General features: G+C 60.0%; 9 protein-coding genes. 1 reads left to right on the top strand and 8 read right to left on the bottom strand.

The window, feature by feature from the left end:
* Positions 1-343: 343 nt before the first annotated feature.
* The 3 genes from QWJ34_RS15130 to QWJ34_RS15120 all read right to left on the bottom strand — a co-directional run bounded on the left by QWJ34_RS15130 (position 344) and on the right by QWJ34_RS15120 (position 5,415).
* Complete coding sequence (locus QWJ34_RS15130; RefSeq protein ID WP_302729045.1) at positions 344-2,806, bottom strand: glycogen/starch/alpha-glucan phosphorylase; 2,463 nt, start codon at positions 2,804-2,806, stop codon at positions 344-346.
* Between the two features lie 272 nt (positions 2,807-3,078).
* On the bottom strand, positions 3,079-4,182 hold the full coding sequence (gene glgD, locus QWJ34_RS15125) for a glucose-1-phosphate adenylyltransferase subunit GlgD (protein ID WP_302729043.1): 1,104 nt from the start codon (positions 4,180-4,182) through the stop codon (positions 3,079-3,081).
* 90 nt (positions 4,183-4,272) lie between these two features.
* Complete coding sequence (locus QWJ34_RS15120) at positions 4,273-5,415, bottom strand: glucose-1-phosphate adenylyltransferase (protein WP_302729041.1); 1,143 nt, start codon at positions 5,413-5,415, stop codon at positions 4,273-4,275.
* Positions 5,416-6,024: 609 nt separating this feature from the next.
* Between QWJ34_RS15120 and QWJ34_RS15115 the strand changes: the two genes are divergently transcribed.
* The gene (locus QWJ34_RS15115; protein WP_302729040.1) at positions 6,025-6,498 is read left to right on the top strand and encodes a DinB family protein; all 474 of its coding nucleotides are present in this window, start codon (positions 6,025-6,027) and stop codon (positions 6,496-6,498) included.
* Positions 6,499-6,641: 143 nt separating this feature from the next.
* Here the strand turns inward: QWJ34_RS15115 and QWJ34_RS15110 are convergent, their stop codons facing one another.
* From QWJ34_RS15110 to QWJ34_RS15090, 5 genes are all read right to left on the bottom strand, one after another.
* Positions 6,642-8,444, bottom strand: coding sequence for a family 20 glycosylhydrolase (locus QWJ34_RS15110; protein ID WP_302729039.1), 1,803 nt, complete (start codon positions 8,442-8,444; stop codon positions 6,642-6,644).
* Positions 8,445-8,596: 152 nt separating this feature from the next.
* Positions 8,597-9,817 carry an N-acetylglucosamine-6-phosphate deacetylase gene (locus QWJ34_RS15105; RefSeq protein ID WP_302729038.1) on the bottom strand — a complete coding sequence of 407 codons (1,221 nt, stop codon included), beginning with the start codon at positions 9,815-9,817 and terminating at the stop codon, positions 8,597-8,599.
* Positions 9,814-10,608, bottom strand: a complete 795-nt coding sequence (locus tag QWJ34_RS15100) for a glucosamine-6-phosphate deaminase (protein ID WP_302729036.1) — start codon at positions 10,606-10,608, stop codon at positions 9,814-9,816. The genes QWJ34_RS15105 and QWJ34_RS15100 overlap by 4 nt, the downstream gene beginning before the upstream one ends.
* Before the next feature lie 233 nt (positions 10,609-10,841).
* Positions 10,842-11,648: an energy-coupling factor transporter transmembrane component T family protein gene (locus QWJ34_RS15095; RefSeq protein ID WP_302729034.1), complete on the bottom strand. Its 807-nt coding sequence runs from the start codon at positions 11,646-11,648 to the stop codon at positions 10,842-10,844.
* Complete coding sequence (locus QWJ34_RS15090) at positions 11,645-13,588, bottom strand: ABC transporter ATP-binding protein (RefSeq protein ID WP_302729032.1); 1,944 nt, start codon at positions 13,586-13,588, stop codon at positions 11,645-11,647. Before QWJ34_RS15090 ends, QWJ34_RS15095 begins: the two co-directional genes overlap by 4 nt.
* Positions 13,589-13,623: the final 35 nt, after the last annotated feature.

Raw genomic sequence — 13,623 nt, 5'->3', positions numbered from 1 at the left:
TTTTGACAGGGGTTGAGGGTAGGAAAGACCGCTTCTGTTGGGGCGGCTTGGAGCTGCCTGGAAATTCCTATTCGCAGGAGAAGCATATAGGCTGCGGGAGAAATTCGTTAGCGTATTCTTCCGAAGTGCCTTTCTTCGAAAGGCTTTAGGTCGCGTGTTGAAATCGGGAAGACTGATTGAATTATAGAAGGTATCTTCCCGATTTCAAAGGCGATCACTATCGTTCCTTCACTGAATTTCTCCCTCCGCTTATCAACTTTTCTAAAACTGACTTTCCACACAGCAAAACGGCCGCTCCCAAAGGAAGCGGCCTGTTTTTTAGAGGTAGAGAAATGAAGATATTTTACCGGCGGCCGCGCACGCCGGAACGGCTCTCGCGCGCGACGGGATCGATTCTCCAGATATCGGATGCGTATTCGGAGATGGTGCGGTCTCCGGCGAAGCGGCCCGATTTGGCGATGTTCAGGATCGACTTCTCGGTCCATTCTTTGCGGCTGCGGTAATCCGCGCCGATCGTTTCCTGGGTATCGGCGTAGCTGGCGAAGTCTTTAAGAACGAAGTATTCGTCGTTATGGCTCAGCAGAGAATGGAAGATCGGGTCGAACGATTGGCCGTTCTGGCAGAACGGGCCGGGCTGCACGAGCTGGTCGAGCACGGTCTTGACGCGCTCGTCGCTTTCGTAGATCGCCCGCGCCGAGTAGCCGCCTTCGCGGTAGTACTGCTCCACTTCTTCGACTCTCAGGCCGAACAGGTACATGCCTTCGTCGCCCAGCGATTCGTACATTTCCACATTCGCGCCGTCGAGCGTGCCGACGGTCAGCGCGCCGTTCATCATCAGCTTCATGTTGCCGGTGCCCGACGCTTCTTTGCCCGCCGTGGAGATCTGCTCGCTGACGTCGGCCGCCGGAATGATTTTTTCCGCCAGCGACACCGAGTAGTTTTCCAGGAAGAACACGTTCAGCAGATCTTTGGTTTGCGGATCGTTGTTGACGGTCTGGGCGATATTGTTGATGAGCTTGATGATCTGCTTGGCCATGTAGTAGCCCGGAGCCGCTTTCGCGCCGAAGATAAAAGTGCGCGGCGTCAGGTCCAGCGAAGGCCGGGCTTTGATCCGGTTGTACAGGTCCATGATATGCAGCGCGTTCAGCAGCTGGCGCTTGTACGCATGCAGACGCTTGATCTGAACGTCGAAGATCGAATCGGTATTGACGGCGACCCCGTGCTTTTTATAGATATAGGAAGCAAGCCGTTCTTTGTTCGTGTGCTTCACCGAACGGATTCTGTCCTGCAGCACGGCGTCTTTGGAATGGTTCAGCAGGTTTTGCAGTTCGTCCGGATGCTTTTTCCAGCCGTCGCCGATGACTTCTTCGATCACGTTCGCAAGGTCCGGATTGGCGTGCATCAGCCAGCGGCGATGTGTAATGCCGTTTGTTTTGTTGTTGAAGCGCTCCGGGTACAGCTCGTTGAAGTCTTTCATTTCGCGTTTTTTCAAAATATCCGTGTGCAGCGCGGCCACGCCGTTGATGCTGTGGCTGCCGTGAATCGCCAGGTGCGCCATCTTGATCTGCCCGTTTGCGATGATCGCCATTCGGGAAACGCGGTCCTGATCGCCCGGATGCTGTTCGAGCAGCGAAGCGCAGAAGCGCCGGTTCACTTCTTCGATGATCATGTAGAGGCGCGGCAGAAGATCGCGAACCATTTGTTCCGGCCACGTTTCGAGCGCTTCGCTCAGGATGGTGTGGTTGGTATACGATACAACGCGGGATACGATATCCCAGGCGTCCTGCCATCCGAAACTTTTCTCGTCCAAAAGAATGCGCATCAGCTCCGGAATAACCAGAGTCGGATGCGTATCGTTGATATGGATCGCCACTTTCTCCGGCAGGCGGTCGTACGGCAGGCCGAGTTTGTCGAACGTGCGCAGCACGCTCTGCACGCCGGCCGAACACAGGAAATATTCCTGCTTCAGGCGCAGCAGTTTGCCTTCGTATTGGGAATCGTCGGGATACAGGAATTCCGATACCGTCTCGACCGAACGCTTATAGTCGAGGAAGTTATAGTAGCTGCCGTCGGGACCGCCGAAGCCGCGCGCCGGATCGGCCGCCGATTCCGCGCTCCACAGGCGCAGCGTGTTGACGGCCGCGTTCTCGTAGCCCACGATCGGAACGTCGTAAGGCACAGCCCAGACGTCTTCGCCGTTTTTCGTTTCGTACGTATAGTTGCCGTCTTCTTTTTCGACGATTTCGACATTGCCCCAGAAACGAACGTTCAGTTTTTTGTCGTCGCGGCGGACTTCCCATACATTGCCTTTTTGCAGCCAGTAGTCGGGCAGTTCCACCTGATGGCCGTCGATGATCTTCTGTTCGAACAAGCCGTATTTATAACGAATGCCGTTGCCGTGTCCCGCGTAACCGAGGGAAGCCAGCGAGTCCAGGAAGCAGGCGGCCAGGCGGCCCAGGCCGCCGTTGCCGAGACCCGCATCCGCTTCGTATTCTTCGATATCTTCCAGATCCCAGCCCAGTTCGCCCAGTCCTTCCCGCACCGTTTCCAGTACATTCAGGTTCAGCAGGTTGTTGCCGAGCAGCCGGCCCATCAGGAACTCCATGGAGAAGTAATACACCTGGCGTTCCGCATTCTCGGTGTACGCGCGGTTGGTCGAAGCCCACTCGCCGCCGATCCGTTCGCGGATCATACTGCCGAGCGCGGCATATACATCGTCTTCCGTGACTTCGTGCATCTGCCGTCCGGACGTACCGACCAGCCTCTGCTTGAATTCGCGTTTGAAGTTTTCTTTATTGGTAAACATTGGGTTGAGCCCCTTTCCCATTCGACGGGCCGGCGTCCGGCCTGCGTGCGAATCGAACAAAGTATGGTTTTTCTATCAAACGACTCAGCCGTCGGAGTATCGTTGACACGTTGACAGTATAACAAAAATCACAAAGGGCCTTCCACAACCACTTCGCAGCGAAGTGGTTCAGAAGGCCCGTGGTTTTATTATATATCGGGTGAAATGCCCGATTTTTGTAGAGCTTTGTCGACCCGCGGCAAAAACGGTTTCCGGAGTTCAGCCGGCCCGAATCAGATAATGCTGCGTTTGGCGATAACGAACGGTTTGCGGGAATCGCCGACCAGATTCCGGTTCTCCGTCAGCTGCACGTCTTTGTCCATAATCACGTTCTCGACGATCGCGCCCGCTTTGATCACGCATTTCTGCATGATGATGGAATTGATGACTTTGGCGCCTTTTTCCACCTGCACGCCGCGGAACAGCACGCTGCCGTCCACTTCGCCGGCGATGCGGCAGCCGTTGGCGACGAGCGAATTCTTCACGTCGGCGCCTTCGAGATACTTGGTCGGCGCTTCGTACTTGATCTTGGTCTGGATCGGCATGTCTTTGGAGAACAGCTGCTCGTACTTCTCCTGATCGAGCAGGTCCAGGCTGTTCTTATAATAGCTTTCGACCGAGTTGATAACCGCGTGATAGCCCGTGTATTCGTATGCGGCGATCTTCAGCCCGTTCGGGTTGCGCAGGATCGCGTCGCGGAAGAAGTAGCTGTCGCCGTGCGCGATGCAGTATTCCATCTGCTGCATGAACAGGTTCTTCTCCATGATGAACAGTTCGAGATAGACATTGTGATGATCTTTCTCGTTATGGATGCCGGTGACAAAGCCGTCTTCGCCGATGTCCACCCGGAAACACGGTTCGTGTTCGGGCTGGAGCACGTCGATTTTCTTGTAAACGACGGTGACGTCCGCTCCTTTTTGCTTGTGGTATTCGGCCAGATCGCAGAAGTCGACTTTCGACACTTGATGGCTGCCGGAATGCACGACGTAATCGCTGGTGCTGCGGTCGAAAAAGTCGCGGTTGTTATGCATGTGCTGGAGGTCGCCGGCCGAGATGTCGGTCGGGTCGTTCCAGTCCGGAGGCAGAATAAACAGTCCGCCGCGCTTGCGGTCGAGATCCCACGGCCGGCCTTCGCCGATGTGGTCGAGCAGCGAACGGTATTTGCGCCGAACGAACAGCGCGATATCCTGCACTTCGGCGTTCATCATGTTCGACAGAGCGAAGTCGATCAGACGGTAACGACCGGCAAAAGGAACGGCCGCTCCCGCCCGGAAATAGGTCAGTTCGTTAAGTTGGTCCAGCTCGTGGTCCAGATTGATTATGCCCATGAGTTTCATGGTTCCACCGTCCCTTTTCTGCTTTGTTGATGCAAAGCTATGCGTACGCCCGTAGTAAGGGCCGTTTATATTCTCGATTGGTGTGCGCGGTTAAAAAGAAGAATCCCCGTTAATCAGCACGATTTCGTTCGGATCTTCGCGGTCTTCCCCGATGACGGTTCCGTCCGGAATGTCTTTGCCCTGATCGACGATCGCGCGGTGAATGCGCACGTTCTTGCCGATCTTCACTTCCGGCATGATGACCGATTCCGTAATCACGCTGCCTTCGCCCACTTCCACGCCGTAGAACAGCACGGAATGATCGACTTCGCCGTAGACTTTGCAGCCTTCGTTGACCATGCAGTTCGTCAGTTTGGCTTCGGGAGCGATGTACTGCGCCGGTTCGTTCGGGTTGCGCGTATAGATGCGCCAGTTCGGATCGTTCAGGTCGAGCTCGGGCTCGTCTTTCAGCAGATCCATATTGGCTTCCCACAGGCTCGGGATCGTACCCACGTCGCGCCAGTATCCTTCGAACGGATACGCGAACAGCGACAGGCCGTCCGCCAGCATTTTCGGTACGATGTCTTTGCCGAAGTCGTGCGCCGATTCCGAATCCGGCTTCTGCAGATCTTCCACCAGATATTTGCGCAGCAGATCCCATTTGAAGATATAAACGCCCATCGACGCCAGCGTGCTTTTCGGATGCTTCGGCTTTTCGTCGAATTCGTAAATGCGCAGATCGTCGTGCGTGTTGAGCATGCCGAAGCTGGACGCTTCTTCCAGCGTCACGTTGATTACGGAGATGGTGCAGTCCGCGTTCTTTTCTTTATGGTAAGCCAGAAGTTTCTCGTAATCCATTTTATAAACGTGATCGCCCGACAGCACCAGCAGGTGCTCCGGATCGTATTGGTCGATAAATTTGAGGTTCCGCGAAATGGCGTCCGCCGTGCCCCGGTACCAGCTGCTTCCGTTCTCGCGCTCGTGCGGCGGCAGAACAAAAACGCCCCCGTTCTTACGGTCCATGTCCCAATCGCTTCCGACCCCTATGTAAGAATGCAGCACAAGCGGCTCATATTGGGTCAGTACGCCTACGGTGTCGATGCCCGAGTTCGTGCAGTTGCTCAGCGGGAAGTCGATAATCCGGTACGTGCCTCCAAAGTAAACGGCTGGCTTGGCCAAAGACTTGGTCAGTCCCATGAGTCTTTTGCCCTGTCCGCCGGCCAGCAGCATGGCGATCATTTCTTTTTTCTTCATACAGACGAACCTCCTCGGCAATATATACAGCTGTGCAGATGACGGAAACGAATTCCGCCGCGATGCGCAAATTTCGAGACTCCAAGCGGCTGAGCGCCTTGTCCGTTTCGTTCGAACCATTCGAAAAAGCGGTTCGTCGATCCGAAAACGTTCGGGAGCGGCCGGCGAATCCGAAAACGCGCCTGGATGCGATAATCATGTTCGGGAGCGAAAATTCTACATCCTTAAAAGGAAAAAACCGGAGGATTCACAAGCGAGACAGGGTTACCCACATAACATGTTTAAACATAGATAACGATTTGGAATCGCGGCAAGCCCGCAAATTTCGGAAGAAAAATCCGGGACGCCGCAGCCGTTATGCGTGCAAACGATTGCCCTGGAAGGAATTAGGGGAGTTCAGCAATCTTCGGTTCCATCATAACAGATGATGTAAAAAAAACAAAATTCATGTAAGTAATGCTGAAAACCCGCTTTCCGAATAAAGGATTGAATAAAAATGCAAAATTATCGTACTGCATAAACTTGCCAAAACGGAAACGTATGTTCTAAAATGAGAGAGTGAGCTTTTGCAGACCAACGAAAATTCCCGGCCGAAAGGAGAAACCAATCATGCCCCCATACTGCCAAAACGTATATGTACAGCTGGACGTCGCCATCGAATCGCTGATCGGCATCCTTCGTTCGCTGAACGAAGACGATCTAACAGCAAGGCCAACTGAAGGAAAAATGTCCGTAGGCGAGCTGCTGGCGCATATCTCCATGCTGTGCGAAGCGGACTTCCGGATCGGATCGGGCGCTTCGCAGGCGGAAATGGAACAGTTCTACAGCGCGGCGCAGCCCGAGCTTGCCCTGCCCGATATCGAGCGCGCGCTGCGGCATCACTACGCGGCCTCGAAGCAGGCGGCGGAGCGGTTGACCGAAGAGGAGTGGAACGCGCCTTCCGTCTCGTACTGGGGAACGTCCTACACGCGCTTCGGCTGGCTGCTGGAAACGCTGGCGCATCTGTACCACCATCGCGGCCAGCTTCACGCCATGCTGGTGCACGCGCTGCGCAAAGACCCGCGGGTGCCGCTGTTCGAATAAACCGGACGCCGGGATTTTGCGGAAGCGGGCGAATTCCTATTTCCTTCGTACATCAAACGTACATCAAAAAAGACGGGTCCCGGCGCCGACCGCCGCGAACCCGTCCGTTTTGAACCCCGCCGCCACCCCTTTCTTCTTCCGTCTCAAAGTTCCGTATTCAGCCCCAGCTCCCGGTACAGCGTACGCTCCAGGTAGTCGTGCAGATAGAAACGGGAGCTTACGTAATGCGCGGCCATATCGGCCGGCTGATACCGCTCCAGCGCTTCCGTCATGCGGGGCCGGACTTCTTCCCGGCCCCGGCGGTTGCGCCGGTAAATGTCCAGCAGGTTATGCCGCTCGGCTTCGTCGCCCGGATACAGCTCCAGCCGATACGCATATTTATGGGCGGCGCGCGAGCGGTCCGTGGCGGCTTCGTAATCGTGCATGACCGCAATCAGCTCGGCGACGTCCGGGTTGACGCGCGCTTCGTCCGGCAGTTTCCGGGCCAGTTCGTAGTAGTCCTCAAGCCTGAGGTTTCCTTGAAGCACGCGCGCCCTGTCCGCGGGAATGCCGTGGAACCGTTCCAGAAAACGGGCGATATACGTGCCGGTATCGACTTTGCGGTTCCAGGACAGCTCGGCGTGGAGCAGCATGGGATACCAGGTCGTTTCGAAAATGCCGTACGGATAACCGAGGCTGAACGTCGCCGTCCAGTTCGTCGCCACCATGCAGCCGATGTCCAGCGTTTCCGCCGCCCGGTTCCATTGGAGCAAATTATCCGTTCGGTTCGCGAGCAGCGGATAGTTCTGATGTTCCACCCCTTCGAAACTCCGGACGGCCGGCGCGCCCATCACCCCGATGCCCAGCGCCCGGAACTTGTCCGCCATCGCCGCGACCTGCGACTCGATCTCCCTTCCGTTGTAGATCCAGATCATCGCCACGCTCCGCGGGTCCAGCGCTGCCAGTTCCCCGGGCGGACATTTGTCCAGCATATCGTGCCAGAAGATCGGCGTTTTGCCGCGGGTCGCCGCGAATTCGATCAGCCGGTTCAGAAAAGCGATAAACGCGCGTTCCCGGATACCGCCGAACGCTTCCCGGCACTCTTCGCATTCGCACAGGCTGTATACTTCGTCGCAGCCCAGATGGATATACGGCGAATCCGGATGCGCTTCCATCATTTCTTCCAGCAGGTCCGTGACCAGCTCGTACGATTCCGGCCGCGACGGACAAATCTCGCCGATCGAAGCTTCCGTCTCGCGCAGATGCCGCCACCGGTCGCGCCGAAGCGCGTATTCCAGATGCCCGAAGCTCTGCTGCAGCGGAATAATCTCGATAAAATGCTCGTGCGCCCGACTCTGGAGTTCTTGCAGCTGCTCCTCGCTCAGCGCGTGCAGGGGATGCGTCAGCTCCGGATACTTGCGAAACGGGAACTTGTCCTCGTATTCGATCAGCAGCGCATTGATCTTATAGCGGGCGAAATCGGCCAGGTAGCGAATCAGCAGCTCCGGCTTGGAAAAATTCTGGCGAAGATCGTAGTTCATCGCGCGCAGGCGGGTATCCGGCCAGTCTTCGATGACGACCGGATCGATATTCCCCTGCGAATCCGGCAGCTGCAGCAGCGTTTGCAGCCCGTAGTACAAGCCGGCCGCATCCGGCGCGACGATATGTATCCGCTCCTCGGCCGCCTCCAGCCGGTAGCCCTGTTCCCGGCTGGATGCAGCCGCCTCTTGCCGCGGCGCTTGCGATTCGCTCCCGTCCTCGCTGCCGGATGCGCCGATACACAGCGAATATCCGCTGCCGCCGACGATGCAGGACAATTGGGCTTCGGGAAACGCCCGGCGGCAGTGCCGTTCAAGTCTCGGTTCCTGGCGTTCCGTGACCAGTTCCAATACGCTGTCCTTACCGATTCGAAAAGGCTTTCCCGTCTTCCTGCGCAAACGCTGCGGCTGCGGCAGTAACTGATTCATAATTCTCCTCCTAATCGTTTGTGTTGAATAGATACGTCGTTCGTCCGCCGGAGACTTCGCATCCGACTCGTGCGTAAAGTCTCCAATGGATTCACGGATTCATAGATTCACGGGTTCAGCCGGACGAAAACTCGCCGGTCAAGGAAGACAAACTACCCGTCTTGACGTTCTTGACGTTCCGCATGCGGCGGCAGTTCGATTCCGTTCTTCCAGGAACCCTCCAGCTTCAACCGGGCGCCTTCGCGGCGGAAGCCGACGAGATCCGCCGGCGCTCCGGCGGCCAGGCCCGCCGCCTGCGGCAGATTCAGCAGCGCGGCCGGATGCAGCGAAGCGCAGTTCCACGCTTCTTCCAGGCCGGCGAGACCGGTCTCCAGCAGATAAGACACCTGGTCGGCCAGCTGCATGGCGGAGCCGGCAAGCAGTCCCGGATTGCCCGCCAGGTGCAAACGGCCTTCCTCCGTCAGTACGACTTCCCCGCCGATATGGAGCTTATAGCGGCCCGGCGTCATTCCGCTGAGCGAAACCGCGTCGCTGACCAGGATCGCCCGCTCTTTTTTCATGCGCAGAATAATCTTGAGCAGCGCGGGCGGCAGATGGAACCCGTCGGCGATCATGCAGCCGTAAAGCTCGTCGGCCGCCAGCTGTTCCAGCAAATAATTGGGATGCCTCGGCAGGCTCAGATGCGCGCCGTTGCCCAGATGCGTCGACATGCGGGCGCCGGCGGCGACGGCTTCGCGAATCTGCTCCGGCGAAGCCGCGGTATGGCCGATCGAGGCGATCACGCCCGCTTCGCCGCACCGGGCGATAAAGCCGGGCGCTTCCGGCCATTCCGGCGAGATCGTCACGATCGCGATCCTCCCTTCCGCCGCATCCTGCCAGCGGCGGAATTCGTCCCAATCCGGCGGCCGGATATGCTCCGCCGGATGCGCGCCGCGCGGCCCGTCTTCCGGCGACAGAAACGGCCCTTCCAGATGGATGCCCGCAATAGCGCCGGCCGGATCGAGCCGCGCGGCGGCCGCAATCGCCGCGGCCGCTTCCGCGATCGCCTCGAAGCTGTTGGTGATCAGGGTCGGGCAGAAGCTGGTGACTCCGCCCGCCAGAAGCCGCCGCGACAGCTCCGATACCCTGCCGGGATGCAGCGGCAGCGTATTGAAGTCGATGCCCATGCCGCCGTTCACCTGGAGATCGACCAGTCCCGGCGCAAGCCAGAGATCGCCGTCCGCTTTTTCCGGCTCCGCTTCGTCCGAAAGTTCGGTTACGGCCGCGATCGTACCGCCGTCCAGGGTTATTTCGATCCGGCGGCCGCTTCCGTAGTGCCTGCCCACAATGACGCTTCGCCGATGACCGCCCCGTTCTTCCTGCGCGGCCGTCATCGTCCGAACGCCTCCTTGTCCGCAAACAGCACGATATTCGGATGGGTGCGCAGAATCGTCGCCGGACAGCCCGTGCCGATCGGAGCTTCGAGCGCCGCTCCAAGCGCCTCCCGTTTGGATGCGCCCGGCACGATGCCGAACAGCTGCGCGCCCGCCATCAAAGCCGGCACCGTCAGCGTCAGCGCTTGTGTCGGCACTTCTTCCAACGCGGAGAAGCAGCCGTCGTTCACCTGCTGGCGCCGGCAGGCTTCGTCGAGCTGCACGACTTTGACCGTCACGGGATCGTCGAAGTCCGCTACGGGCGGGTCGTTGAACGCGATATGGCCGTTCTCGCCGATTCCCAGACATACGATATCGATCGGAGCTTCGCCCAGCAGCTCCGAATATCTCGCGCATTCCCGATCCGCATCGGCGGTTCCGTCCAGCAGTTCGACCCGTCCCGGCTTTACCGCGCCGAACAGCCGTCCGGTCAGGTAATTCCCGAAATTCTGCGGCGCTTCCGCGTCCAGCCCGAGATACTCGTCCATATGAAACGCTTCGACCCGGGACCAGTCGATTCCTGTTTCCCGGATCAGTCCTTCGTACAGTTCGTTCTGCGAAGGAGCGGCGGCGAATACCATTCTGACCCGCCGGCCCGGTTCCTCCAGCAGTTCCCGCACGGCGCTTCCCGCCCGCGCCGCCGCGGCTTCCCCCATCGCTTGCCGGCTTTCGTAGACCTCCACGCTCAGCCGCTCCGCCGTCCTTGTTTCCAACAATCCGTCCTCGCCGATCATCGCGCACACCCTTTCCATCCTTTTCCGCCGGCCTCTGCCGTGAAGAAGGCCAGACCTTCGGTGTCTCAAGCTTACCCCACTTCTTCGATTTTCGCACTTTTGGCGCCGGGAACGTTGATTGACTCCGCTGTTTATCCGCATCAATTTGGACCGATCCCAGCGGATAAACGGCCATTGCCGCGACTTCGAAACAAACAAAAAGCAGCCCGGAGCCGTGAAACGGTCCGGGCTGCTCGGGAAAGCGGCGAAATTCATGGGTCCATTCGCATATCGCCCAATCCGAATACCGGCAGGTTCCGCGCCAGCAGGAACGCCGCCGCGACGGCGGCGGCCAGCAGCAGAAGCGCCGCGGCGTCGTTTGCGGTGACGGGCGAAGGGTAGTAATACGTCCGCCGGCGGCCGGCGTCGAAGCGCTTGACCTCCATCGCGGCGGCGGTGCGCTGCGCGCGGCGGATACTCTGCGCAAGCAGAGGCAGCGCGTAGCGCTCGGGCAGGCGCAGCAGGCCGCCGAGGCCGGAAGATCCGCCGGCTCCGCGCACCGCGAGCGCTTCGCGCCGGATGCGCAGTTCTTCGCCGACCATCGGCAGCAGCCGGATCGAGGCCATAAAGCTGTAAGCGTATTTGGGACTCAGCTTCAAGCGCTGCATCAGGGCGTAGAACAGCCCGGTCGACGAGCTGGTCAGCACGAACAGCAGCCCCTGGCAGCCGAACGCGATCGAACGAAAGCCCAGATGCAGGCCTCGGTAGAAGCTTTCTTTGGAAATATGAATCGGACCGAACGACCACCAGATCTCTGCGCCTTTGCCGAACAGGATCATGGTCAGCGACGCCGAGACGAAGACGAGCGCAAAGCCCGCCGTCAGCAGCGCCGTTTTCCAGAGCGGATAGCCCGAACACACAAACAGCAGCAGCAGGAAAGCGCAGGCCAGGTAGAACGACGCGTCGATATGATGCACGAACATCGTCATTACAAACAGCGCGACGAACAAGATCAGCTTCAGCGCGGGATTCGCCCGGTGCAGCCAGGTCGTATAAGACGGTTCGAAGAAGCGTTTCATTCCGTTCCCTCCTTCGAAACAAGCGATACAAAAGCGCCGCCGCTTCGGGAGCGCCCGGTATGCTCGGCCGACACCAGCCGACCGCCTTCGATCCGCCAGATCTGCGTAGCGAGCCGGTCCGCGATCTCCAGCTCGTGCGTGACCATCAGGACGGCGTGCCCGGACGCCCGCAGACGCTCGCACAGATCGAGGATGGCAAAGGCGTTTCGGGCGTCCTGCCCGAACGTCGGCTCGTCGAGCAGCAGCAGCGGCTTGTCCGAGACGACGGCCGAAGCGACGCTGAGCCGCCGCTTCTGGCCGAGCGACAGCAGATACGGATGCCGGTCTTCGAAGCCGGCAAGTCCGAAGCGCGCCAGCTCGCCGCGCGAGCGCCGCAGCATCCCGCTCTCGGCCGCGGCGTCCGGCTTCGGCCGGCGGCCGAGCAGCGGACGGCGCCCGGCGCGCAGCGCGCGTTCCGCTTCGCTGCGCAGCGTGAACGCCACTTCATCCAGCGCCCGGTTCGTCACGAACTGGAACTCGGGATTCTGGAATACAAAGGCGGCGTGCTTCGCCGCCGTCTCCCGCGCCGCGCGCCTGCCGGCCGGCGCGATTCCGCCGAATTCGCATACGCCTTCGTGCGCAAGCAAGCCCATAAGCCCGAGCAGCAGCGAGCTTTTGCCCGCTCCGTTGGGGCCGACCAGCGCGATCAGGTCGCCCGGCAGAACCTCAGCGGCTTCGGCCGCGCACACCGTGCGCCCGCCGCGCCGCACGCGAAAGTCCCGCAGCCGCAGCAGCGGAGCGCCCGCCGCGGGAGCTTCGCCGCGCGCTTCTCCGCCGCCGGGCGCGGCTCTTCCCGCGGGACGCGCCGCCATTCGCGGCGCGTTCGCTTCCCCGCCCGGCCGCTGCGTGCCGGCCGGGCTTTCGGCTTCGCCGTCCGCCGGAGCCCCGCGGCGCGCGTTCTCGGCCGCCAGGTCGGCCGCGCCGGCTTCCGCGCCGCCGTAGGCGTCGTCCCACGCCCCGGGATACCAGACGCCGTATTCGCGCAGCTCCGCGCGATAGCGGCCAAACAGCCCGGCCGGCGCGCCGTCGGCCAGGATCGAACCGTCGGACCGAAGCAGCACGATCCGGTCCACCCAGTGCAGCACCTCCTCGATCCGGTGCTCCACGATAATGACCGTGCGCCGCGCCGATACCCGGCGCACGGCTTCCCAGATCGTCCGCCGCCCTTCGGGGTCGAGCAGCGCGGACGGCTCGTCGAGCAGGAGCGCATCCGGCTCCAGCAGCAAAACGGAAGCCAGCGCCAGCCGCTGCTTCATCCCCTGCGACAGATCGCCGATCGGCATATGGCGATCGGGCAGGTCCAGTCCGACTTCGCGCAGCGCGGCTTCGATCCGCGCATCCATCTCCCCGCGCGGCACCGCGAGGTTCTCCAGCACGAAAGCCAGCTCTTCGTCCACGTAAGACATGCAGAACTGCGTGTCCGGGTCCTGGAACACGAGGCCCGCCGAATCGGGAACCGTCAGGCGTTCGGCTTTGAGCGGCACTTCGGTCACGCGCGGGATCACGCCGCCGAGCACCTGGAGCAGCGTCGACTTGCCGCAGCCGCTCGGCCCGAGCAGCAGCACTTTCTCCCCGCGGCGAATCTCCAGCGACAGATCGCGAAACAGCAGCTGCTGCGTACCAGGGAACTTCAGCCGCAGCGCCCGGACCTCCGCGGCGTACTCTTCGGAAGCGGCCGCTTCCGGAGGTTGACGCCGCGCTTCCCCTTCCGCTTCGCGATCGATCGTTCCGGCGGGAGTCGTTCCGTCCGGATACCCGCTTTGCGTTTGCGCGTCTGCATCCGGAGCCGCGCCATGCGGCTCTCCGGCTTTGGTCTTCGCTTCGCGGCCGGCTTCTTTCCCGCGCTTCGTTTCAAGCCCCGGCTCTATTTCTATCGCTATATCCATCGCCGCTTTTTTCATCTCCGGTCCTCCCCTTTCCCGCTTTGCTTTTTCCG

It is taken from the genome of Saccharibacillus sp. CPCC 101409, assembly GCF_030518235.1.
Classification (GTDB): domain Bacteria; phylum Bacillota; class Bacilli; order Paenibacillales; family Paenibacillaceae; genus Saccharibacillus.
The sequence above is the reverse complement of the archived record's forward strand: the minus strand, read 5'-3'. Positions and strand labels throughout refer to the sequence as shown.